We start from the raw sequence: 24,575 nt of genomic DNA on the forward strand, positions 1-24,575 counted from the left end.
ATAAAAAAAGGGAAGCTAATCAGCCTCCCTTTTCAATATAACAATATTCTAAACTTATTCTCCTTGTGCCAAAGAGAAACCTCTTTCACCGTCAAAAGTATAAAGGTTTTCTATTTTGATAAAATCAAAACCTAGAGCCTCTACTTGCTTAAGGATTTCAAGTATCTGTCCATGGGAAATCACCGTTTGGTCAGCATTAAAGAACCTTACTCTCCAGTGATCTGAACAGAAAGTCTCCTTCATGCCATCAGGGTAAACCTTTACCCCTCTGTTGGTGATCAACTGCATTTTCAAACCATCAGCATCTACAGCCCTTAGCTTGTCACCGATTACATTGGCATCTCTATCATTTTCTTTCCAATCAATGAAAACATCCAAACCGATCAGTTCCTTCTTACATGGCTTTCTTTCTGTCAATTTGATCGCTCCCATATTGTCATCAGCACCATCTCCTTTTTTGAACTCAGCAGGAGTCATGTTTTCAGGCTTTTGACCAAGACGCTCAATCACGGCTTGCGCAAACTCCTGAGTACCTACCAACTTAGAAGAAACGCCTTCTTGATAAATATCTCCTGTGTGGATTCCATCCTCCAAAGTCTTCATCCAAGCATTGGAGATTTTCTCCGCTACTTCAGGTTGACCGATGTGCACTAACATCATGATGGCACCATTCAACAAACCAGATGGATTGGCAATGTCCTTACCCGCTATATCAGGGGCAGAACCATGGATCGCCTCGAACATGGCTACGTCCTCACCCACATTGGAAGAACCGCCCAATCCTACAGAACCAGTAATTTGAGCTGCCACATCAGAAATAATATCTCCATATAGGTTCAAGGTAACAATCACATCAAACATCTCAGGTTTATCTGCGATCAAAGCAGTACCAATATCGATGATCTTGTGATCCGCTTCGATATCAGGGTACTCTTTAGCTACCTCATTGAATACTTTATGGAAAAGACCATCGGCCAACTTCATGATATTGTCCTTGGTCATACAGGTCACTTTTTTACGATTATACTTTTTGGCATACTCAAATGCATAACGAATGATCTTCTCAGAACCTGGTCTGGAAATCAACTTCAAACATTGGTATACATCATCCGTCTGCCTGTGCTCGATTCCAGCATATAGATCTTCCTCGTTTTCTCGAATGATCACCATGTCTGTCTCAGGGAAATGTGTATGGATGTACGGAGAAAAAGCCTTGCAAGGCCTTACGTTGGCATACAGTCCCAATGTCTTTCTGGTGGTCACATTCAAACTCTTGAATCCTCCTCCCTGTGGAGTAGTGATCGGAGATTTCAGAAACACCTTTGATTCCCTCAGTGAATCCCAAGCAGTAGGCTCGATACCTGAACTGATCCCCTTCAGATAGACTTGCTCGCCAATCTCAATCACATCAGTTTCTATGGCTGCCCCAGCTGCTTCCAAAATCCCCAGCGTGGCTTTCATGATTTCAGGTCCGATACCATCACCGTAAGCTACGGTTATTTTTCTTTTGGATGACATACTTATCTTATTATAGATTTGAAGTTTCAAAATGTGATACAAAAATATAAAATTTTGCCAGAGATGACCGATTATAAAATGACAAATTGGAGTAAATCCAAGAAACATTTCCAAATTTCAATTCGGTCACTATCAAGGACAATACTTTGCTACCATTGATTTTTGCATGGTTTGCTTTGTGATTGCTATACCACCTTGTATATTTGAATTTAAACATAGGTTTTAAAGCATGGCTGAATCTACCAACATTCTTTCTGACAATAAAGATGGTATACTTTATCTCACCATCAACCGCGAATCCAAGCTCAACGCAATCAACTTTGATACCCTGGAAGAACTGAAGAACATCTTCAATGAAGTAAGTGACAACAAGTCGATCAGGGCAGTTATTTTGACAGGAGCAGGAGAAAAAGCTTTTGTTGCGGGTGCTGACATCAGCGAAATTGCAGAACTGAACGAGCTAAATGCTCGTAAATTTTCAGAAAACGGTCAGGAAGTTTTCAGTTTGATCGAATCATGCCACAAACCAGTCATTGCAGTAATCAATGGCTTTGCTCTTGGCGGAGGCTGTGAATTGGCCATGGCCTGCCATATGAGAATTGCAACTGCCAATGCTAAGTTTGGACAGCCCGAAGTTAATCTCGGTATTATCCCAGGATATGGAGGAACACAGCGTTTGACTTTTTTAATCGGTAGAGGAAAAGCCAATGAACTACTGATGACCGGTGAAATGATAGGTGCTGAAGAAGGTAAATCACTGGGACTTGTCAACCATGTCACTGCCACCAAACAAGATGCCATCGAAAAAGCGGAGGAAATCCTCCAAAAGATCATGACTAAAGCACCATTAGCCCTTGGAATGATTGTCGATTGCGTCAATGCCGTCTATAGCAATGATGAAAACGGCTACCTCATTGAAGCCAACAGTTTCGCCCGCTGCGTGAAATCAGAAGATTATTCAGAAGGAACAGCCGCTTTCCTTGAAAAAAGAAAGCCCAACTTCAAAGGAGAATAGTTCCCGCTGTTGACATCATATGAGTAATCTGAAAAAACTCGCCGGACAGACCGCTGTTTACGGAATAAGCAGTATTCTGGGCAGAGTAATCAATTTCCTTCTTCTTCCCCTTTACATCTCTTACCTTTCCAAGGAAGCACTTGGCTCTTTTACAGCCATATATGCCTTCATCGCTTTTTTTAACGTGATTTTCACTTATGGAATGGAAACCACCTTCTTCAGGTTCTCTACTGGAAAAGGACTGGAACCTGACAAGGTCTATAACAATGTACAATCTCTTGTGCTAACCACTTCCTTATCTCTTGGCGCCCTTCTCTATTTGAGTGCCGAGCAAATCAGTATTTGGATGGACTATGAAGGAAAAGCCTACCTTTTCAAGTGGACTGCTATGATTTTGACCATTGATGCGGTATTGGCTATTCCTTATGCCAAGCTTAGGGTTGAAAACAAATCCTTGCAATTTGCCCTGACCAAGCTCTTCAATATCCTATTGAATGTAGGTTTTAATATTTTCTTCATTGTCATTTGTCTCCATATTTATGAGGGGAAATATTTAATAGGCTTCCAACCACTCATCCAATCTTTTTATCACCCGGAATGGGGAGTTGACTACATCCTTTTGTCCAATCTCATGGCCAATGCATTGATTGTTCCGGTCCTCTTTTTTCTTTCTGGTAAATTCACCTGGTCTTTGGAAAAAAGTATGCTTGGCCCTATGTGGCATTATGCTTTTCCTCTCCTATTTATGGGGCTGGCAGGTGTTACGAACGAAGTGTTTTCCCGGTTTTTGTTTGAATATATCTTACCTGAAAATTTCTACCCTGGATTGACCTCTAGGGAAGCAGGAGGGGTTTTTGGTGCCAATTTCAAATTGGCCATCTTTATGAATCTGATCATTCAGGCATTTAAGTACGCTGCTGAACCCTTCTTCTTTTCTCAAAGTGAAGACAAAAACAGTCCGCAATTGTATGCTAGGGTAATGCACTGGTTCATCATCTTTTGCAGCGTTTTGATGATTGTCGTAGCAGTCAACCTCAACATTATTGGTGACCAGATATTGGGAAACAAAGGCTATCAAGAAGGTTTGTCTATCGTCCCTATGCTTCTGATGGGCTACTTGATGTTAGGCGTTTATTTCAACCTGAGCATCTGGTTTAAAATTACTGACAAAACAATTTATAGTTTCTACATCACCTTCACTGGGGCTCTGGTCACTATTCTTGTCATCGTTTTATTGGTTCCAAAATTAGGCTATACCGGAGCAGCACTGAGCACTTTGGCCACTTATGTCATCATGTCCATCATGTGTTATCTATTTGGCCAAAAATATTACCCTATTCCTTATCAAACAGGCAAAGATATCTTCTACCTGCTAACCGCTTTTGTGGCTGCTTATGTTGGTTTTTATATTGAAGTGGAATCTGAAATTTTAACCTTCTTAATTCGAAATGCACTTCCCCTTGCCTTTATACTCTTGGTCTTTCTTTTAGAAAAAGAGGAAATCAGCCAACTGAAAAAGAAAATTGGCAAATAATCATTTTGCCAATTTTCTTAAAACTTCTTGTTTGTGAATTTCGGTTTCTCCAAAAGTTTTAATGTTTCAATTATATAGACTGTAGCAGCTTTATCGGCTACCCATTCTTCACAAGAAGCAAAACTATCTTCACTCTTGTCCAAATAAGTATGGCCATCTTCAAACCTACTCTGCATATCCAACACAACCTGCCCATGATTCAACTCCCATTCCAAAGCCTTAGACCTAATTCCATGATCATCAGAAAAAGCACCCACCGTACTATTGAAAGAAGCGAAATTCATTCTTCTCCCTTCTCCCCAATCAGTTCCCAAAGGATAAAAAATATCACCAGAACCTGACTTATAAATTGTTCCTCCAGGGGACTTTACCACACCACCAGTGATACTATCCCCCTCATGAAAATTCAATTTAGTAAACGCATTAAAAACCAAATCAACATTTCTTTTGGTTGCTGAGGGTGCAGGCTTTTGGGCTAACCAAAAGAACTTTATTGGATTGAATTCAAATGGAGACGTCATGTAGTCAGGATGTATAAAATGGTGATTTACCACGGTTCCATCCTCATTGATATTAGTCCCCACCAGCCATTCATTCAGTGGCTTCCCATTATATTTCTTTTTCAACTTCAAGTCACTTGGACATGCCAATGCATTAATATTCAGAAAAATCATTTTATTCATCCAAATGGAATGATTAGGGTTTTCTGGCATCATGGCGCAAGCTACCGAAAGAATAAGGCTATCCCAGGCATTTTCCTCAGCACCAGTATCACCAGGACTGACAATCTTCCCATGAAGGTCTTGGTAAGTCTTAATACCTAACAATCCTTTGTCATTCATGATCCAGTCACATTCGTCATAAATCATGGCCATGGTTTCAAAGCGGGTTTGCTCATCTAACTTATCCCACATCATCCAGGCTGCAAAACCAGTATAACCCGCCCATAAGGCAGATTGCCACTTCCTTCCCCAGCCTTCTTTCGAATTGGCTATGTGGCTATGCCCCAAACTGCGAATCATTTGGATGGTTTTGGCTTCTGCTTCAGCTGTGGTTACTCCAGTTATTGAACTGTCATAAAGCCCCGTTCTCAAAGAAGCTGCCATTGACTCCGCTTCAGCAGCAACAGGACGTATTTTATGTTCGGTGGTTCCTTTTAAATCCAAATAATCACCAGATGGTGTTCCGGCAAAGCCACGCTTTTTCCACCAAGATGTCAGCGCATATTTATTTGCATTGAGTAGGATTTTCCCTGCCATTATTTGTTGTGGAGATGATTTTGACTTGTCTTCAAAGCGTGTCCAATCAATCGTCTTTACCCCACTCACCCCTCTCTCAATAGATTCAACATATTGATTTTCTGCACTCTGGCCTTTCACCAAAAAAGTCACAAAGCAAAACAAAAGTAAAATGAAGTTTCTCAGTTCAAACATAATTAAAAGGGATTAACCTAACCGTTAAGGTAATAATGATTTAAAGTAGCCACTAATTTAAGCCAAATGTACTAATACCTTGTTAAGATTTTCCACTTATCAAAAGATCTGATCTTGCTTCCTCAACCAATTTGTCTATTCCACTCCATTTAAGTCAATTCAAGATCAAGAATAGATATGCTTTAGTGATCTGCATTCCCCATTCATTTTATTCCAAATGCTTCCAGCAAAAAATTGTATCTCCATTTTTCACCTTATCCATTCCCCCAAAATAAAAATAACCCCCTATCTTTGACTTCAATTAAATACCAAAAAATTAAAACTCCATGAAGGTAAAAGTCATTAACCAATCAAAACATCCACTCCCTGAATATCAAACCATCCTTTCTGCAGGACTGGATTTGAGGGCCAACTTGGATCAAACAGTAACCTTAGGCCCCCTAGAACGCGTATTGATTGGAACAGGCTTGTACATGGAACTTCCAGCCGGGTTTGAAGCGCAAATTAGACCTCGAAGTGGTTTGGCCTTTAAACATGGGCTGACCGTCCTCAACTCTCCAGGAACCATCGATGCGGATTACAGGGGCGAAATCAAAGTACTATTGGTGAACCTGTCCAAAGAAGCATTTGAGATCAAAGATGGTGAACGTATCGCTCAAATGGTCGTCGCCAAACATGAGCAGATCCAATGGGAAAATTCCTCTGACCTTACCGAAACTGAAAGAGGAGCGGGCGGCTATGGCAGTACCGGAAAATCCTGATTATGTTAAATTTAGTAAATGCACTTTTGGCTATTGAACCAAAAAGGCATTAAGTTTGTACGTCACATGGGATATGGAAAACCACCATATTCCTTCAGTACCTTCAGTCCAGAACTTAAGATGAGTTTAAAATCCATAAAGCAATATATCTTCCTAATCGGTATTACTTCTGCCTTTTTGTTTTCCTCCGGTAGTGATTTGTTCGCACAAAAGACAAGATCAAAAAAATCAAAAAAGGAACAAGAAAAGGAAGCTATGGCTGACCGCCTTTTTATTGAAGGCGAAAAGCACATGATACTGGAAGATTATGAAAAGGCCTATTTTTATTTTGACAAAGCACATGAATTGAATCCAGAAGCGGGTGCCATCAATTTCAAAATGGCAGAAATATTGGCCCGTGCCAATCAAAATGAAGAAGCCCTGTCTTATGGACAACAAGCCATCAAGTCCGATCCTGACAATAAATTCTATCATCTGCTAGTAGCCGAGGTTTATACCAAGCAAAATCAACCTGAAAAAGCAGCAGAAATTCTCCAAACACTGATTGAAAGTTCTGAAAGCAACAAGCAGTATATCCTTGAATTAGCCTCGCTGTACCTGACCACCCAACAGTTCGACAAAGCCCTTATTGCTTTGGATGAAGCAGAAGAATATTATGGAGTGGTAGAACAATTATCTGTTCAAAAGCAAAGGATTTACCTTCGCCAAAACAAACTGGATAAAGCTATCGAGGAAGGTGAAAAACTTATTGAATCCAATCCGGGAAACTCCAGATATGTATTGGCATTGGTTGAGGTATTGTTCAATAACAATCGAATTGATCAAGCCTTGGCCACCGTAGAAAACTCCCTCAAAGACTACCCAAACCAAGGTGATTTGCACCTGGCCACTTACACGCTTTTAAAAGAAAAGGGAGATTTGGAGCAGGCGAGCAAGCACCTTTTCATCGCATTCAACAACCCTGACTTAGAAGGCCAGATAAAAGCCCAAACCTACTCTGATATCATTCAAAAAGACCTCAAAACTGAAGAAAGAGAGGCTTTGCTGGATAGTTTGGGAAGCATCATGATGGAAAAGAATCCTAAAGATGCTATCGTATATACCGTTTTGGGAGACCGTGCCTTATTCAACCAAGAAAAAGAAAAAGCCCTTGATTACTACCAACAATCCATAGCCCTAAAACCCAATGACCCCAAAGTGCTCCAAGGTACCGTTAGCTTGATGTTTGAATTGGGGAAAGACTTCAATGACATTGAAAAGTATACCATTATTGGAACAGACGAGTTCGAGGACAAACCTGAGTTCTGGTTTTTTGACGGCACCGCTAAACTGGCTCTAAAAAAATACACGGATGCGGAAGCCTCACTCAAAAAGAGTTTGGAGCTGAACAATGGCAAAAACAAACAGCTGGATCAAATGATTTTGGGGCAATTGGGAGACACACTTCATGCCCTTGACAAAGATGATGAGGCCTATGAGGCTTACGAAAAAGTACTTGCAGAAACCCCCAATGATGAACATATCCTAAATAACTATGCTTATTTTCTCAGCCTAGAAAAAAAGGACTTGGATAAGGCTCATAAAATGTCCGCTAAGCTTGTAAAGCAATTCCCTGATAACTCCACTTATTTGGACACCCATGCTTGGGTTTTGTTCCAAATGGAAAATTATCAGGAGGCCAAGCGGTTTATGAAGCAGGCATTGGACAATGAAACATCTCCAAGTGGCGTTATGCTGGAACATTATGGAGACATATTGTTCCATTTGGGAGAGAAGACTGAAGCCGTTAAGTATTGGAAACAGGCCTTGAGTGGGGAAGAAACTTCTGAAGTCCTCAACAAAAAGATAAAGGATAGAAAATATTATGAATAAAAACTTTTTACTGAGCTTATTGGCTGTTCTCCTGCTTTTAGCAGGTTGTGCCAAAAAGACCAACATCTATTCTTCGGACGATACCATGAGAGAGTTCTCTCCCTCCTATTTTGACTATAATTACCTCAGTGCCAAAGCTCGGATGGTCTTAGAGGAAGAAAATGGAAAAACAACTAGAGGAACCTTAAATCTAAGGGCAAAAAAAGACAGCATTATTTGGTTCAGTATCAGTCCTGGTTTGGGCATCGAAGCTGCCAGAGGGGTGATCACCAGAGATGAAATCAAAGTAAAAGACCGAATAAATGGGCAGGATATTGACTTAACCTTTGATCAATTCCAAAACACCTATGGACTGAAACTCTCTCTTGACCTTTTCCAAAATGTTTTATTTGCCAACGTACCCAACCAAGTGACATATAGAGATAGGCTATTAAGGGTTGGAAAAACATTCGAGCTTACCCAAAGACGTGATGGAATTATTTACGAGTCTGTTGTAGGTGCCCAACATGGAAAAGTAACGGAGCTGAAGACTTCTTCCAGGTATCATAAAGGAAAATTGACAGCCAGTTATCCTGAATTTGAGGATTTGGAAGGTCAACCTTATGCCTATAAAATCTTGATCAAGATGTTGATAGAACAGGAATCATCCAAGCTTCAATCTACCCTGGTAAGCCTTGAAGTCAATAAAGTAGACCTGACTGATGACTCTTTAACATTTCCTTATAATTTCTAATCTATGAAGCGTAGCATCTATTTCATTTTTCTGCTATTCTTTGCTTGGACATTTTGTCCAGATTACGCCTCCTTACGGGCACAGACTACCAAAACTCGTGCGCAGTTAGAAAAGGAAAAAGCAGCCGTCCAACAACGTCTCAAAGAGTTTGACGAAATATTAAAGAAAACCTCCGCTCGAAAGAAAAACACCATCAGTGAGCTTAATCTAGTTTCCAAACAACTGGAAACCAGAGCCAACTTTATCAAAACCCTTAACTCAGAAGTGGTCTTGCTCAACAAAGAAATCAAGGAAACGGACATAATGATTACCTCTTTGGAAGAAGACCTTGAAACCTTAAAAGAAGAATATGCACAGATGATCTATGTGTCGGCCAAACTCAATAGGGGCATTACAGTGCTGACCTTCGTTTTCAGTTCATCCACCTTTAAGGAGCTGTACATGCGTTTGAGGTATTTGAAACAATATAGTGAGGCCCGAGAGAAACAAGTTGAACAAATAGAAAAAGTAAGCGCCGACCTAGAGCAACAACATGAGAAATTAGCGGCCCAAAAGGAGGAAAAACAGCAAGCACTACAAGAAGAACAAAACCAGAAAAAAGAATTGGACTTGCTGAAGAAGGAGCAGCAATCCATCGTCAACTCACTTTCTGTCAAAGAAGAGGAAATCAGAAAAGACATTGCTGAAACCAAAAAACAGCAAGAAGAACTTAACCGATTGATCAGAAAAGTGATCGAGGAGGAAATTAAAAGAGCAGAAGCCGAGGCCAAGAAAGCCAATTCGAAAACCACCAAATCTGCTGGAACCAGTATACCTTTGACACCGGAAGCTGCTGCCCTATCTAGTTCATTTGCCGAAAACAAAGGTAAATTACCTTGGCCAGTAGCTAGTGGATTTGTATCCAAAACCTATGGTAAGCATGCCCACCCAACCCTTAAAGGGATCACAGTCACCAATGATGGTGTAGATATCCAAACCAACCCTGATGAAAATGTTCGGGCTGTCTTTGATGGAGTGGTTACCAAAATCTCTACGGTTCCGGGAATGGGGGGAACCATCATCATAAGACATGGAGAGTATTATACCATGTATAGTCGCCTAAAGACCATTGCTGTAAAATCCGGCCAATCAGTCAAAGCAAATGATAAAATTGGGGAAGTTTCAACTGGCAACGACGGAGTGGCTGAAGTGCATTTTCAAACATGGAAAGGTCTTCAAGTGATGAATCCTTCTATTTGGCTTTCGGGTAAATAGGTAATTGTCCTTTAATATGAGTATCTTTACAAAAAAGATTACGAAAATATAGAGAACTGTACACTATTCCTTTGCGTTAGTAAGACACAGTTATATCTTTGTACCGATTTAAAACTTAAATACGCTTATCATGACTACATTGGGTTTCATTCAGAATATAGGAGGTGGTTCCTTGGTTGTTATCATCCTTGTCATCATTCTTCTTTTCGGAGCTAAAAGAATCCCTGAATTGGCTAGAGGATTGGGTAGAGGCATCAAAGAATTCAAAGATGCTACCAAAGAGATTCAGGATGATATTGAGGAAGGTCTAAAAGACAATAAAAAGAAAAGTTAAAAAGTAACTGACAATTGGAAAAATTCCATTCATTCGACGAAATAAAACAATCGCTTGAAAATAAGGAAACTGACTGTAAGGCGATCGTAAATTATTATCTCAAAAACATTCAAACGAAGGCGCATCTCAACGCCTTCGTTGAAGTTTATGAGCAATCCGCTTTGGAACAAGCCGAAAAAGTGGACCAAAAAATCCAAGCAGGAACTGCTGGAAAATTGGCTGGTATGGTTATGGGTATCAAAGATGTGCTTTGCTATGCTGACCATGAAGTCAATGCCTCCAGTAAAATCCTAGAAGGATTCCAATCCCAATTTACCGCAACAGCTGTTCAAAAACTGATCGATGAGGATGCGATCATTATTGGACGCTTAAACTGCGACGAATTTGGCATGGGCTCTTCCAATGAAAATACAGTTCACGGAAAGGTGCTCAATGCCTTAGATGAGGAGAGAGTTCCCGGAGGTTCTTCCGGTGGTTCTGCTGTAGCTGTACAGGCCAATCTTTGTACCACTTCTCTAGGTACTGACACAGGAGGATCTGTTCGTCAACCTGCAGCTTTTACCGGATTAGTAGGAACAAAACCTACTTATTCAAGGGTGTCTAGGTTTGGACTTATCGCATATGCCTCTTCATTTGACACCATTGGAGTTTTCTCCAGGAATGTCAAAGACAATGCCTTGGTAATGGAGGTAATTGCTGGGCAAGACGACAATGACAGTACAGTTTCACGTAAAGAGGTCCCCCAGTACAGCCAACTACTTGATTTTAAGAAGCCTGCCAAAATAGCCTACTTAAAAGAGACCATTGAGTCTGAAGCGTTACAATCAGAGATCAAGGAACATACCCTTGATGTGCTGAATAAATTAAAGGAAGAAGGACACCAAGTGGAAGAAGTAGACTTCCCACTATTGGAGTATGTACTTCCCACCTATTATATCTTGACCACCGCTGAAGCCAGTTCAAACCTTTCCCGATTTGACGGCGTAAAATATGGGTATAGAACACCCAACGCCCACAATTTGGAAAGCATGTACAAGCTTACCCGTTCGGAAGGTTTTGGAGAGGAAGTGAAAAGAAGGATCATGTTGGGCACTTTCGTTTTGAGTGCCAGTTATTACGACGCCTATTTCACTAAAGCACAAAAGGTCAGAAGGTTAATCAAAGAGTTCACTGAAGATTTGTTGGATAAATTTGATTATATTGTTATGCCAACTACGCCTTCTACGGCGTTTAAGTTCGGAGAACATAGTGACGATCCTGTAGCCATGTACTTGGAAGATTTATTTACCGTACAAGCTTCAGTATCAGGTGTGCCTGCCATCTCTATTCCAAATGGAAAAGATAACCAGGGTTTGCCTATTGGGCTACAAGTGATCACCAATTCATTTAAAGAAGCAGAGTTATTTGCTTTTGCAGATTACCTTACTAAGATCAAAGAACAATAAAATTATATTTGACCATGAGAAACAGGAGATTATTTGCACTCTTATCTATGATGATAAACTGTGTTGTGGTAACCGTTACTTTTGGTCAGGATCAAAATGGTTTCATTAGTGCGGAAGAAGAGGTTTTCGAGCCGATTTATAATTATGAATATATCCCTGACTTTACTTATGATGAGGTAAACGACAGGGTAAAAAACATGGAAACCGGCATGCCTTTCCAGCTGAATGAAACCATTTTTGCTTTTATCAATTACTTTACGGTTCGAAATAGAGAATATTCTAAGATGACCTTGGCAAGAAAGGAAATCTACTTTCCCCTTTTCGAAAAAGCATTGAAAAAGCATGGTATGCCTGATGAGATCAAGTACCTGGCCATTATCGAGTCAGGGCTTAACCCAAAGGCTAAATCTTATGTAGGCGCCATGGGACTTTGGCAGTTTATGCCCGCAACGGGTCGGGTTTATGACCTGCATGTCACCAGAGATATTGATGACAGAATGGATCCGGAACTGGCGACAGAAGCAGCGTGTAAATACCTAAAATCCCTTCATAGAATGTTTGGAGATTGGGAATTGGCATTGGCAGCGTATAACTGTGGCCCTGGTAATGTCAGAAAAGCCATTAGGCGATCTGGAGGAAAAAAAACTTTCTGGGGGATATACAATCGCTTACCTCGTGAAACCAGAGGTTATATCCCGCAATTCCAAGCCATAATGTATGTTTTCAAGTATGCAGACGAGCATAATTTGATCTTGGAAGACGGTACTTTCCCGGTGGCCCATGAATCAGTGAACTTTGACCAAGAAGTTGACCTCAATAGATTGGCTGAAATCAGTGGTGTTTGTTTGGAGGATTTGGAGTTTTTGAATCCATCTATCCTTAGAAACAAGATACCTCACTCCTCCAAGAGTTTCGCTCTAAAAGTCCCTAAAGCCCAAGCTGAATACTTAGCAGCTAATAAACATTGGATTTTGGATACCATCAGTATCCAGCATGAAAGACTTATAGCCCAACAAATAGAAGAGGAGCCCGAAAAGAAACAAGAACCTGAAAAACTGATATACAAGGTTCAAAGAGGCGATGCCTTAGGAAAAATAGCCAATAGGTACGGAATCACTGTTTCTGAAATCAAAACCTGGAATGGTCTCTACTCTAACACCATTAAGGTAGGTCAACACCTTACCATTTACCAAAATTCAGGAGCATTTGAAAGAAATATCGCAGCAGATAATACCACCAAACAAGACGCTACATTTGTTAAAGAAAACCCAAAAACTTACATCGTGCAACCAGGAGATTCCTTATGGTTAATTGCCAAAAAGCTTGACGGTGTGAGCATAGAACAAATCAAAAGGCTCAATAAGCTCAACAACAACAACATTAAACCGGGCCAGAAACTGATTATAGGCTAACTCAACGATCAACTAAAAATTTAATTGATTTTCTTTAGGTCCATGACAATTTTTTCTAAATTGTAATCAGTATTCATCAAACTCCATTTTAGAAATGTCTAATAGAAACCTCATATTACTGGCCTTTTTTATCCTTGCTGCAGGATTTATGACAAGTTGCGATAGCATGAAAAGTGACTCCAACTCCAGCAAACCCAAAGCCCGAGGTGGCCGAGGAGAAATTCTTTTGGTTATAGATTCGCTAAAATACCAAGGTCCTGTTGGGGATGTTTTGGAAGGTATATTTGAAGAAGATATAAAAGGCCTCGTAAGAGAAGAGTCCCTTTTCGACATCAGGAGGGTTGATCCCAGGACCATGACCAGAATATTGAAAATGGCCTACAACATCATTTATGTAACTACTTTTGACGATAAAAAACCAGGAAGTAGACAGATCAACGCACTTTTCAGTCAGCAGTCAAGAGAGAAAGCACAAGATGATCCTTCTCTGTATATGTTGAGAAATGAAGATGAGTTTGCAGTTGGTCAAGAAGTAATTTATCTTTTCGGAAATAACGAGCAGGAATTGATCAACAATCTCGAAAAGAATAAAAACAAGCTGCAAAATCTCTTTGAGGTCAGAGAAAGAAAACGCTTGGAGCAAGCGATTTTTAGTAGAACCAATGGTGCATTGGAATCTAAAGGAAAGGAAATTTTCGGTTTGGATTTGACCATCCCCGCATCTTACCAGTTTGTAAAAGAAGAAGACGATAACTTTATGTGGGCAAGACAGCCAACTCCCAATACACAAAGAGCAGACATCAGCCTTTTCTTTTATCAAACAAACTATACCTCAGAAGAACAAGTATTCCCTGAAAATATCATCAAGTTAAGAGACGAGATCCTCAAAACAAGAATTTTCGGTGATCCAGCGAAACCACAATCTTATTTAAAAACAGAAACACAGATCCCTCCATCCTTTAGAAACATCAACATTGATGGCCATTATGCCATAGAAATGCGTGGTCAATGGAAAACCAATAATGTCAGCATGGGAGGTTCATTTATCTCTTATATCGTGGTGGACGAAACGGTAGGAAAACTATACTTTATGGAGGGCTTCTTGTATTATCCCAACGAAACCCATAAATCTGCCCTTCGTGAAATTGAAGCTATTCTAATGGCAACAAAATTCCCGGGGAAGCAGGATTAATAAAATCCAAATAATAGCTTTACAATGGCGATTAAAATCAGAAAAGAGGATGCACTAGGCTACCATTCCCAAGGCAGTCCCGGAAAAATCGAAGTCGTTCCAACAAAACCCTTATCCAGTCAACTCGATCTTGCTTTGGCTTACTCACCAGGTGTGGCTGAGCCTTGTCTGGAAATCGCTGCCCATAAAGAGCATGTTTACAAATACACCGCCAAGGGAAACTTGGTGGGCGTAATCTCCAATGGAACTGCAGTACTCGGCCTAGGTGATATAGGACCCGAAGCAGGAAAACCGGTGATGGAAGGTAAAGGGGTTTTATTTAAGAAATTTGCCGGAATTGATGTGTTTGACATTGAGATAGACGAGAAAGATCCCCAAAAGCTAATCCAGACCATCAGGTCTTTAGAGCCAACATTTGGCGGTATCAACTTAGAGGACATCAAAGCACCTGAATGTTTTGAGATAGAGCAAGCCTTAAAAGAGGACATGAAAATCCCTGTCATGCATGATGACCAGCATGGCACTGCCATTATTTCAGGGGCAGCACTTTTAAATGCCCTGGAAATTGTAGGTAAAAAAATAGAAGAAATCAAATTGGTTGTCAACGGAGCCGGTGCTGCTGCAGTTTCCTGTACCCGCTTTTACCTATCTCTCGGCGTAAAGAAGGAAAATCTCGTTATGCTCGATATCGACGGGATTATTCGTACAGACAGGGAAAATCTGGATGATATCAGAAGGGAATTCGCTTACGAAGGAACAGACCTGACCAACCTTTCAGATGCCATGAAAGGAGCGGATGTTTTCCTTGGACTCTCTGCAGGAAATGTGGTTTCTCCAGAGCAGATCCTTTTGATGGCAGACAATCCAATTGTTTTTGCCTTGGCCAATCCAAACCCTGAAATTGCCTATGATTTAGCCACCGCCACAAGAGAAGACTTGATCATGGCAACTGGCAGGTCTGATTACCCCAACCAAGTAAATAATGTTCTTGGCTTCCCCTATATTTTTCGAGGTGCTTTGGACGTAAGAGCAACTGCCATCAATGAAGAAATGAAACTGGCCACTGCTCATGCCATTGCCAAACTGGCAAAAGAACCAGTCCCTGATATTGTCAACAAAGCGTATGGTGATGACCAACTGGGTTTTGGCAGGAATTACCTCATACCTAAACCGCTCGATCCTAGGTTAATTACCACCATTGCCCCTGCTGTGGCAAAAGCAGCTATAGCCACTGGGGTGGCCCAAAAAACCATAACAGACTGGGATGCTTACGAACTTGAGCTTCAAGAAAGAATTGGCATTGATCAAAGATTGATGTCAAGGGTGATTTCCAGGGCCAAGAAAAACCCTAAGCGAGTGGTCTTTGCAGAAGCCGATAATAGAAAAATACTTAAAGCCGCTCAGCTTATCCAAGACGAAAAAATTGGAGAACCAATCCTCTTGGGTAATAGGGAAACCATTTTGCAATTGATAGAGGACAATTCCTTGGATTTGGGTAATGTATCCATTATCGACCCTTATGAGGATCCAGAAAGGTTAGAGCGCTATGGGAAAATCCTTTACGAAAAGAGAAAGCGTAAGGGCATGACACCATATGAAGCCCAAAAGCAAATGCGTGACCGTACTTACTTCGGTGCCATGATGGTGGAGTTGGGAGAAGCAGATGCATTGATCTCCGGCCTGACCAAAGACTATCCTAAAACCATCCTTCCCGCCCTTCACGTGATCGGTGTAAAGGAAAATGTAGACCGTGTCGCCGGGATGTATATTATGAATTCAGACAAGGGACCTTATTTCTTTGCTGACACCACTGTAAATGTCAACCCTACGGCAGACCAGATGGTTGAAATCATTGGTTTAACAGCAGACGCTGTTCGATTCTTTGACTTAGAACCTAGGGTCGCTGTACTCTCCTACTCAAACTTTGGATCTGCCAAAGGAGATACTCCTACCAAAACTGCTGAAGCTACTGCCAAAGCTAAGGTTAAATTCCCAGGGCTTGTCATAGAGGGCGAAATGCAGGGTAATGTGGCCTTGAATGAGGAGATCCAAAAAGAAAATTATCCCTTCAGCGCATTGGCCAACAAAAAAGCCAATACTTTGATTTTCCCTAACCTAAGTTCTGGTAACATTGCCTACAAGCTAGTGGCTGAAATAGGCAATGCAGAAGCCATTGGTCCTATCCTATTGGGTATGAACAAGCCTGTCCATATATTGCAGCTAGGTAGTTCCATCAGGGAAATAATTAATATGGTAGCCATTGCAGTGGTAGATGCACAAAGTCACGAAAAACAATGATAGATTACTTAAAAGGAAAATTGGTCATCAAAGACCCCACTTATGTGGTCATTGATATCAACGGCATCGGTTACCATGTCAAAATATCCTTAAATACATTTTCGCAAATAAAAGATGAGGAGCAGGTCATGCTCCTCACTCATTTGCATATCAAGGAGGATGCCCATACACTTTTTGGCTTTAAAGAAGAACTGGAAAAAAGACTCTTTCTGCTGCTCATTTCCATCAGTGGTGTAGGTCCAAATACGGGGCTAATGATCCTCTCTTCTCTAAGTGTTCAGGAATTACAAAATGCTATTATTGGAGATGATCACAAAACAATCCAAAGAGTAAAAGGTGTTGGCTTAAAGACTGCCCAAAGGATTGTTTTGGAACTTAAAGATAAAATCAAAAAAGAAGGTATGTCCGACGGAATTCCTACAACGAGCGGTTTCCTTCACCAAAACAAACAAATTAAAGAGGAAGCATTACAGGCTTTGATTACTCTTGGTTTTACTAAGGCTGCAGCAGAGAAAAATATCGATGCAATTTTGAAAAAAAGCGGTGTTGAAATTTCCTTGGAAGAATTAATTAAAGCATCTTTAAGGTCAACTTAATTTATAGCTAGTTTGCCTATAACGAGACCATATTTTTTTCCAAGCAGTAACCTCAATTCTTTTTATGCAGCAATCACCTTGTTGCTGGCCGCTTGTTTTTTGTCTGGTGTTAGCGAGGCATTGGCTCAAGGTGTTGGACAGGATTCTATTCCTTCCAAAATAGACTCCCTAGAAAAAAGAAGAACTTTGCCTTCTTTTTTGCTCTGGGACAATTTCAAAACCAGCCCACTTTACCCAATACAATCTCCCCTTCAGCAGCGTTATTCTCCATTTTACTATGATGGACCAAAACAGCAGCAAGTAGAAATTGAACTGGATACAGCTGTGCAGTACCGGGTGTATGACCAATTGGATTCTACCTCGTCCAACCCTGGCTACCTATACAACTTTGAGGATTTTTCCAAAATTCAAGAGCTAAGAATGCGCCAAGAATATTGGAGAAATCGGTCAAGGGGTATGTATGGTGAAAGTGCGGTAAGTGGAAGAGGGCTTATCCCGCCCATAACTATGAGTCCAACCTTTGACAGGCTTTTTGGAGGCAGTGAAATCAATATCATCCCCACAGGTTATGTCAATCTGGACTTTGGAGGAATCTTTAGAAGAATTGATAACCCCTCTATTCCCATTCGCCAACAAAGGAATGGTGGGTTTAATTTCGATCAGCAAATACAAATGAGTGTCAATGGGAACCTGGGGCAAAAAATGCAGATCAACGCCAACTTTGACTCCAATAATTCCTTTGATTTTGAGAATCAACTAAAAGTAGAATACAAAGGCTTTGAAGAAGATATTGTCAAAAGCATTGAAATTGGCAATGTCAGTATGCCCGTCCAGAACAGCTTGATCCAGGGAGCCCAAAATCTATTCGGAGTGAAGACCCAACTGCAATTTGGAAAGCTGTTTATGACCGCTGTAGCCTCCACTCAAAGAGGACGGAGAGATGAAATTGTCATAGAAGGCGGTGGACAAGGAAGGCCTTTTGAGATCAGGGCCTCCGAATATGATGACAATAGGCACTTCTTTCTAGCCCACTTTTTCAGGGAAAACTATGAAAGATGGTTGAGGGGCCTGCCCCAAATCCTTTCCGGTGTCAATGTGACCCGGGTGGAAGTTTACATCATGAACAGGACAAACAATACCGAGACCCTAAGGAATTTTGTAGCCTTTATGGACCTTGGTGAGGGACAAAGAATTTACAGACCGGGCAACCCTAATATTGGAAGCGGCACTCCCGGAAGCCCTGCAGCCAATGGCTCCAACAACCTATTTGGTAACCTTACCTCCAACCCTTCCTTTAGGCCTTATGACAATGCTTCTACTGCCATTGAGCAAAGTTTAAATTTGGTTAAAGGCACTGATTTTGAGCAGGTAAATGGTGCCAGAAAGCTCGCTGAGAACGAATATACTTTTCATAGGGAATTGGGTTATTTGAGCCTGAACAGAAAGCTCCAAAATGATGAAGTGGTTGCTATTTCCTTCGAGTACACGTACAATGGCCAATCTTATAAGGTTGGTGAAATGTCAGAAGATTACCAGAACCGCCCTGAATCTGATGTACTTTTCCTCAAGCTCCTAAGGCCTGCACGAATCAACACCCGTGTACCGACTTGGGATTTGATGATGAAAAACATCTATAATTTCAATGCCAATCAAATCCAAAAAGAAGGATTCCAGCTCCAAGTAATTTACAGAGATGATCGAACTGGCTTGGACAACCCCAGCCTTTTGGAAGGTGAACAGGTCAAAGATGTCCCTCTGATTCGTTTGATGGGATTGGATAACCTTAACCCCCAAAACGACCCTCAACCTGACGGCAATTTTGATTTTGTTTCGGGCTTGACTATTCTTCCAGAAAAAGGGATGTTGATATTCCCTAAGCTAGAGCCTTTTGGACAGACACTGGAAAGTTACTTCTTACCCAATGAAGAGAGCCTAAAGAACAAATTTGTATATGATACGCTCTACCGAACTACCAAGGCTGATGCTGAGCTGGTTACCCGTCTGAACAAATATTACCTCAAAGGGAGTTTGACAGCAGGCTCTTCATCAGAAATTATGTTGCCAGGCCTTAATATTTCAGAAGGTTCAGTCATTGTTTCTGCCGGAAACATTCCATTGACGGAAGGAGTGGATTATACTGTCGATTACAATATTGGTCGAGTTGTCATCATCAATGAAGGTATTTTAGCTTCGGGAAAAAGAATTTCCATCAGCTTTGAAAAAGCTGATTTAGTATCTTTCCAAACCAGAAGCCTCTTGGGCACCCGCTTTGATTACCTTTTCAGTGAAAACCTGACACTGGGTGGTACTTTCCTCTATTTGAATGAGAGACCGAATATCACGAGAATCAGCACGGGGAGCGAAACCCTCAAAAACAGCCTCTGGGGATTGGACCTGAACTACAGTGATGAATCCAGGTGGTTAACCAAACTGGCAGATGCGTTACCCTTTACGGATACCAAGGAAAAATCCCTGATCACTTTCAATGGTGAATTTGCTCACTTAATTCCTGGCACATCCAATGAAGTCAATGGAGAAGGGGCTTCTTATATCGATGATTTCGAAACCGCTGTAACACCATTTAGCCTTGGAGGCTCTCCGCAAAATTGGAAGCTGTCCGCTACGCCAAGGACAGACGACAACCGTTTTGACATGACCATGTCAACAGAAGATCGGCTTGGCAATGCCTATAGAAGGGCTAGATTGGCTTGGTACAATATTGACAATGTCTTTTACCGTCAAGGAGGACAAGGGGTTCCAGAAAATATCACAGAAGAAGACCGTAGAAACCACTATGTTAGACGGGTCGTTCCCCAAGAAATATTCCCTCAGCGTGATCGAGATGTAATTGTTACCCCAGAACCATTGTTTGAGCTGGCCTATTTTCCCCACGAGCGTGGGATGTATAATTACAACCCTACTCTGGACAGAAGAGGTCTTTTACAATCCCCTGAAGATAACTATGGAGGGATCACTAGAGCCATTACCGCTGATGTGGACTTCGACAGAACGAACATAGAATACATAGAATTCTGGCTGATGGATCCATTTTTGCCCGGAGACAATGGCCGTGTCCTAGATGGGGTATTCAATGAGAACAATACTACAGGGGGAAAACTGATGATCAACCTTGGTGAAATCTCTGAAGATGTCATGAAGGATAGTCGTCATGCTTTTGAAAACGGACTTCCTGCTGATGGAAATACTGCAGAAACCACAGAAAACGAATGGGGTCGCGTTACCAATAAGCAGTACCTTACTCCTGGATTTGACAACTCTCCAGAGGCTCGCCCCAACCAAGATGTAGGGCTGGATGGCCTAAGTAGTGAAGAAGAAGCCGTTTATTTTGCCGACCGCTTTCTTAACCGACTGAATGTTGACCCGAATGTTCTTCAAGAAATTACAGCTGACCCGTCAGCGGATAAATTCCAATATTACCTTGGGGATCAATTGGATCAACAAAACGTAAAAATTCTTGAACGATACAAGTACTTCAATGGCTTGGAGAACAACACTCCAATAACAGAAAACTCCAATCTACCCTACACTCCTTCCGGGTCAAACAAACCCGACAATGAAGACCTCAATAATGACAACACCATCAACGAAACCGAGAATTACTACGAATACGAGGTAGATCTTCGTCCAAATACATTGGAAGTTGGCCAAAACAATATTGTGGACAAGGTGACTCATGTGGAAAATGGTGAGGAGGTCAACTGGTACCTTTTTAGGATTCCAGTGAGACAACCAGACAATACCCAAGGGGATATCACCGGGTTTAAATCCTTGAGGTTTATCAGGACTTATTTGACAGATTTTGAACAGCCGGTGGTCTTGCGAATGGCCAAATTCCAAATGGTAGGCAGTCAATGGAGAACCTTTCAAGAGTCACTTTACGAGCGAGGTTTGTTCGAAGTTCCTGAACCAGATGTATCCAACCTTACAGTAGGTGTGGTGAACATCGAAGAAAACAGTCAGGGAAGTGCAACCCAAAGCCCTTATGTCTTGCCTCCTGGAATCATCAGGGACAGGGACAATACCTCTACTGTGGAAAGACAATTGAACGAGCAATCTTTAAGACTTTGTGTGGAGAATCTCCAAAGCCGTGATGCAAGAGCTGTTTTTAAGAATGTCAACCTAGATTTGGTTCAATATGGCAGGCTGAAAATGTTTTTCCATGCGGACAGTGAAGATGCTGAAGACGGAGAGTTGACCGCTTTCCTAAGGCTTGGAACGGACTATACGGATAATTATTATGAAATCGAGGTTCCCCTTTCCATTACTCCGAGTGGAACCAGGGATCCTCAACAAATATGGCCTATTCAAAATGAAATTGACATAGCCATTGAAGAAATTGTAGGCGTCAAAATAGAAAGAGACAACAGTCAATCTCCCCAAAACCTCCCCTATACCGTCCAAGTGCGTCAGTATAATGTCACTGTAGTGGGGAGGCCAGAATTGAATTATGTACAAGGCCTGATGATCGGTATCCGTAACCCTTCCTCTACCGGATCAGCCAGCAAGTCCATTTGTGTTTGGGCCAATGAATTAAGAGTGGTGGATTTCAACAAATCTTCCGGTTGGGCAGCCAATGCCAGACTGAATGCTCAAATTGCTGACGTAGCCACCGTTTCATCCACTATCCGCCACAATACCTTTGGCTTTGGAGGCTTGGAAACTAGACTTTCCGAAAGAACCAGAGAATCAACAACTCAATATGATGTTTCTGCCAATGTACAAGTAGATAGACTACTTCCAGACGCTTTGCGTGTCAGTATACCTATGTACGTCAGTATGGAAAACGCAACCACCAAGCCACAATTTGATCCACTCAACCCTGATGTACCGTTTGAATTGGCATTGAGTAAATTCCGTACAGATACCGAAAGAGAAGCTTATAAAAAGCTGGTTCTGGACCAAGTGAAAAGAAGAAACATCAGTTTCTCCAATGTGCGTAAATTAAAAAAAGATGAAAGTAATAAGAACCATATTTACGACCTTTCCAACTTCTCTTTCTCTTATGCTTATGGATTAGTAAAACAAAGTAATATCAATACCGAAGACTACACTTTCGAAACTTACAAAGGAAATATTACCTACAGCTATGAGCCCAAACCTATTCCGGTAGAACCATTCAAAAATTGGAATTTCCTACAAAGTCCCAATTTGCAACTTTTCAGGGATTTCAATTTAAACCTTGCTCCTAGCCTAATCACTGCACGTTTGGACGTTGATAGGAGGTTCTTGAGAACCCAGTATCGAAATGACCAATTGACTACTGATGGTGTGGATCCACTATTCCAAAAAAGTTTTTATCTGAACCGTTTTTATTCCGTCAATTGGGATTTAACCAAAAACCTAAGCATTGACTATCGCGCCAATGTCAATGCCATTATTGATGAACCAGAGGGAGACCTGGATACCGAAGCCAAGCAGGATTCTGTCAAAAATAATCTTAGAAAATTTGGAAGAACAACTAACTATAATCATTCCCTTATTGCCAATTACAAGATCCCACTGGATAAAATACCATTCTTGGATTGGATTAGTGCTGACTTCAGGTATGAGGCGACATACAGCTGGCTCACTGGATCCATTGGGCAAAAGGATACATTAGGTAATGTGATCCAAAACACGCGAGACCGTTCCTTGAACGGTAAGCTGGATATGGTTCAACTTTACAACAAGGTCACCAAACTCAAAACCCTCAATACCCCAAAAAGACCGACCATTCCTGGACAAAGGAGCAACCCTCAGGATACAATCAAAACAGATGGACTTTGGAATGGTTTCCTAAAGTTTGCAATGATGCTGAAAGAAGTTAGCGGAAGCTACAGCATTACCGAGGGGACTTTCTTGCCAGGTTATATGGAAAACACAGGGCTTTTTGGTTTGGATAGAAGCTTTATGAACCCAGGCCTTGGCTTCATATTTGGTAGTCAAGATAGTGATATACGTTATGATCTAGCAGGACAAGGCGTCATGGCCCCTAGTGCTGAACTGACCCAAACCTTCCGTCAAAACCAAGTTAAATACCTCCAAATCAATGGTATTTTGGAACCTGCAAGAGATTTCCGCATCACTCTAAATTTAAGAAAAAGAGAAACAGGGGATTATAGTGAAATCTTCCGAAGGGAAAGTGACACCAGTGATGATTACCTCTCCATAAACCCCAATAGAATGGGGGCCTATAACATCACCTACAATATGATCAAAACAGCCTTTGCGAAGGATGATAATGATAATAACTCTCCCCTATTTAGCAATTTTGAAGATTATCGTTCTATCATAAAATCAAGGCTTGAAACCACTAACCCAGGTGGAGAGTACAACCTCAATGGCCAGGATGTTCTGGTTCCTGCCTTCTTGGCTGCCTATACCGGTAAATCTGCGGAAGAAGTCAACCTAAACCCTTTCCCTAAATTCCCGCTTCCCAATTGGAGAGTGGAATATAGAGGTCTTTCCAGGCTACCTGTTTTCCAAGAGCAGTTCAGTTCTATAAACCTAACCCATAATTACACCTCGACCTATGATGTAAGCAACTTCTCCAACTCTTTGCTTTATCAAAATGGTTTGGAATTATACAATAGCCTTCAAAACTATCCTCAGGCAAGCATCACTGATGAATTTGGAAGTTATATTCCTGTGTTTATCTTTAACCAAGTGGTACTTTCCGAGCGTTTTGCTCCGCTAATAGGTATAGACTTATTGACCAAAACCAGGATGAACATATCCTTTGAATATAATACTGAGAGGAATATTGGGCTGAACTTTTCGAATGCCCAAGTTACAGAACAAAAAAGTAAAGATTTCCGATTTGATTTAGGCTATACCAAGTCAGGAGTTAAAATACCTTTCAAAGTTCAAGGCCGCCAAGAAGTCCTGGACAATGACCTTGAAATTAGGGTAAGCACCAGCATTGTTGACACCCAAACCCTTCAGCGAAAGATCGAAGAGGGCAGCACAGTCACCAATGGTAACCTCAACCTCCAGATAAGGCCAACAGTGGGCTATATCATCAATCAAAACCTCAAAGTCACCCTTTACTTTGACCGAACGGTCAATGATCCAAGAATCACTACTGCATATAGAAGAAGTTCCACATCCTTTGGTGGACAATTACGATTTAATTTAGGTCAATAGGTTTTTTGATTTGGTGAAACCTTGTATTTTTG

The 24,575-nt window shown here is 41.2% G+C and carries 15 protein-coding genes; 13 read left to right on the forward strand and 2 right to left on the reverse strand.

Annotation, left to right across the window (positions count from 1 at the left end):
• Positions 1–54: 54 nt before the first annotated feature.
• On the reverse strand, positions 55–1,518 hold the full coding sequence (locus IFO69_RS14715; protein ID WP_192010891.1) for an NADP-dependent isocitrate dehydrogenase: 1,464 nt from the start codon (positions 1,516–1,518) through the stop codon (positions 55–57).
• Between the two features lie 229 nt (positions 1,519–1,747).
• Here IFO69_RS14715 and IFO69_RS14720 point away from each other — a divergent pair, with 229 nt between their 5' ends.
• Together IFO69_RS14720 and IFO69_RS14725 are read left to right on the forward strand one after the other, a co-directional pair.
• The gene (locus IFO69_RS14720) at positions 1,748–2,533 is read left to right on the forward strand and encodes an enoyl-CoA hydratase/isomerase family protein (protein WP_192010892.1); all 786 of its coding nucleotides are present in this window, start codon (positions 1,748–1,750) and stop codon (positions 2,531–2,533) included.
• 19 nt (positions 2,534–2,552) lie between these two features.
• Positions 2,553–4,067 (forward strand): MATE family efflux transporter, encoded by a 1,515-nt coding sequence (locus IFO69_RS14725; RefSeq protein ID WP_192010893.1) that lies wholly within the window; start codon positions 2,553–2,555, stop codon positions 4,065–4,067.
• A gap of 17 nt (positions 4,068–4,084) precedes the next feature.
• On the opposite strand, the gene IFO69_RS14730 is transcribed toward IFO69_RS14725, so the two are convergent.
• Positions 4,085–5,500: a hypothetical protein gene (locus tag IFO69_RS14730; RefSeq protein ID WP_192010894.1), complete on the reverse strand. Its 1,416-nt coding sequence runs from the start codon at positions 5,498–5,500 to the stop codon at positions 4,085–4,087.
• Between the two features lie 326 nt (positions 5,501–5,826).
• On the opposite strand from IFO69_RS14730, the gene dut reads away from it, so the two are divergent.
• From dut to sov, 11 genes are all read left to right on the forward strand, one after another.
• Positions 5,827–6,261, forward strand: a complete 435-nt coding sequence (gene dut / locus IFO69_RS14735; protein WP_192010895.1) for a dUTP diphosphatase — start codon at positions 5,827–5,829, stop codon at positions 6,259–6,261.
• An 18-nt stretch (positions 6,262–6,279) separates the two neighbouring features.
• Complete coding sequence (locus IFO69_RS14740; RefSeq protein ID WP_225444156.1) at positions 6,280–8,133, forward strand: tetratricopeptide repeat protein; 1,854 nt, start codon at positions 6,280–6,282, stop codon at positions 8,131–8,133.
• Positions 8,126–8,866: a DUF4292 domain-containing protein gene (locus IFO69_RS14745; protein ID WP_192010896.1), complete on the forward strand. Its 741-nt coding sequence runs from the start codon at positions 8,126–8,128 to the stop codon at positions 8,864–8,866. Before IFO69_RS14740 ends, IFO69_RS14745 begins: the two co-directional genes overlap by 8 nt.
• A 3-nt stretch (positions 8,867–8,869) precedes the next feature.
• Complete coding sequence (locus IFO69_RS14750; RefSeq protein WP_192010897.1) at positions 8,870–10,120, forward strand: murein hydrolase activator EnvC family protein; 1,251 nt, start codon at positions 8,870–8,872, stop codon at positions 10,118–10,120.
• 130 nt (positions 10,121–10,250) lie between these two features.
• Positions 10,251–10,454, forward strand: coding sequence for a Sec-independent protein translocase subunit TatA/TatB (locus IFO69_RS14755; RefSeq protein WP_192010898.1), 204 nt, complete (start codon positions 10,251–10,253; stop codon positions 10,452–10,454).
• Between the two features lie 14 nt (positions 10,455–10,468).
• Complete coding sequence (gene gatA, locus IFO69_RS14760; RefSeq protein WP_192010899.1) at positions 10,469–11,899, forward strand: Asp-tRNA(Asn)/Glu-tRNA(Gln) amidotransferase subunit GatA; 1,431 nt, start codon at positions 10,469–10,471, stop codon at positions 11,897–11,899.
• Positions 11,900–11,913: 14 nt separating this feature from the next.
• Positions 11,914–13,311, forward strand: a complete 1,398-nt coding sequence (locus IFO69_RS14765) for a lytic transglycosylase domain-containing protein (protein ID WP_192010900.1) — start codon at positions 11,914–11,916, stop codon at positions 13,309–13,311.
• Positions 13,312–13,405: 94 nt separating this feature from the next.
• Complete coding sequence (locus IFO69_RS14770; protein ID WP_192010901.1) at positions 13,406–14,503, forward strand: DUF4837 family protein; 1,098 nt, start codon at positions 13,406–13,408, stop codon at positions 14,501–14,503.
• A 24-nt stretch (positions 14,504–14,527) separates the two neighbouring features.
• Positions 14,528–16,801, forward strand: coding sequence for an NADP-dependent malic enzyme (locus tag IFO69_RS14775; RefSeq protein WP_192010902.1), 2,274 nt, complete (start codon positions 14,528–14,530; stop codon positions 16,799–16,801).
• Entirely contained in the window at positions 16,798–17,397 is a 600-nt protein-coding gene (gene ruvA / locus IFO69_RS14780) for a Holliday junction branch migration protein RuvA (RefSeq protein WP_192010903.1), read from the forward strand. Before IFO69_RS14775 ends, ruvA begins: the two co-directional genes overlap by 4 nt.
• Positions 17,398–17,409: 12 nt before the next feature.
• Entirely contained in the window at positions 17,410–24,543 is a 7,134-nt protein-coding gene (gene sov / locus IFO69_RS14785) for a T9SS outer membrane translocon Sov/SprA (protein ID WP_225444157.1), read from the forward strand.
• Positions 24,544–24,575 lie beyond the last annotated feature (32 nt).

The sequence above is a fragment of the Echinicola arenosa genome (assembly GCF_014841125.1).
Classification (GTDB): domain Bacteria; phylum Bacteroidota; class Bacteroidia; order Cytophagales; family Cyclobacteriaceae; genus Echinicola; species Echinicola arenosa.

Coding starts and splice junctions, on each gene's coding strand:
- IFO69_RS14765 (WP_192010900.1), top strand. CDS start 11,914: ATGAGAAACAGGAGATTATTTGCACTCTTATCTATGATGATAAACTGT.
- IFO69_RS14715 (WP_192010891.1), bottom strand. CDS start 1,518: ATGTCATCCAAAAGAAAAATAACCGTAGCTTACGGTGATGGTATCGGA.
- IFO69_RS14755 (WP_192010898.1), top strand. CDS start 10,251: ATGACTACATTGGGTTTCATTCAGAATATAGGAGGTGGTTCCTTGGTT.
- IFO69_RS14740 (WP_225444156.1), top strand. CDS start 6,280: ATGCACTTTTGGCTATTGAACCAAAAAGGCATTAAGTTTGTACGTCAC.
- IFO69_RS14720 (WP_192010892.1), top strand. CDS start 1,748: ATGGCTGAATCTACCAACATTCTTTCTGACAATAAAGATGGTATACTT.
- IFO69_RS14745 (WP_192010896.1), top strand. CDS start 8,126: ATGAATAAAAACTTTTTACTGAGCTTATTGGCTGTTCTCCTGCTTTTA.
- IFO69_RS14730 (WP_192010894.1), bottom strand. CDS start 5,500: ATGTTTGAACTGAGAAACTTCATTTTACTTTTGTTTTGCTTTGTGACT.
- IFO69_RS14775 (WP_192010902.1), top strand. CDS start 14,528: ATGGCGATTAAAATCAGAAAAGAGGATGCACTAGGCTACCATTCCCAA.
- IFO69_RS14750 (WP_192010897.1), top strand. CDS start 8,870: ATGAAGCGTAGCATCTATTTCATTTTTCTGCTATTCTTTGCTTGGACA.
- IFO69_RS14725 (WP_192010893.1), top strand. CDS start 2,553: ATGAGTAATCTGAAAAAACTCGCCGGACAGACCGCTGTTTACGGAATA.
- ruvA (WP_192010903.1), top strand. CDS start 16,798: ATGATAGATTACTTAAAAGGAAAATTGGTCATCAAAGACCCCACTTAT.
- IFO69_RS14770 (WP_192010901.1), top strand. CDS start 13,406: ATGTCTAATAGAAACCTCATATTACTGGCCTTTTTTATCCTTGCTGCA.
- dut (WP_192010895.1), top strand. CDS start 5,827: ATGAAGGTAAAAGTCATTAACCAATCAAAACATCCACTCCCTGAATAT.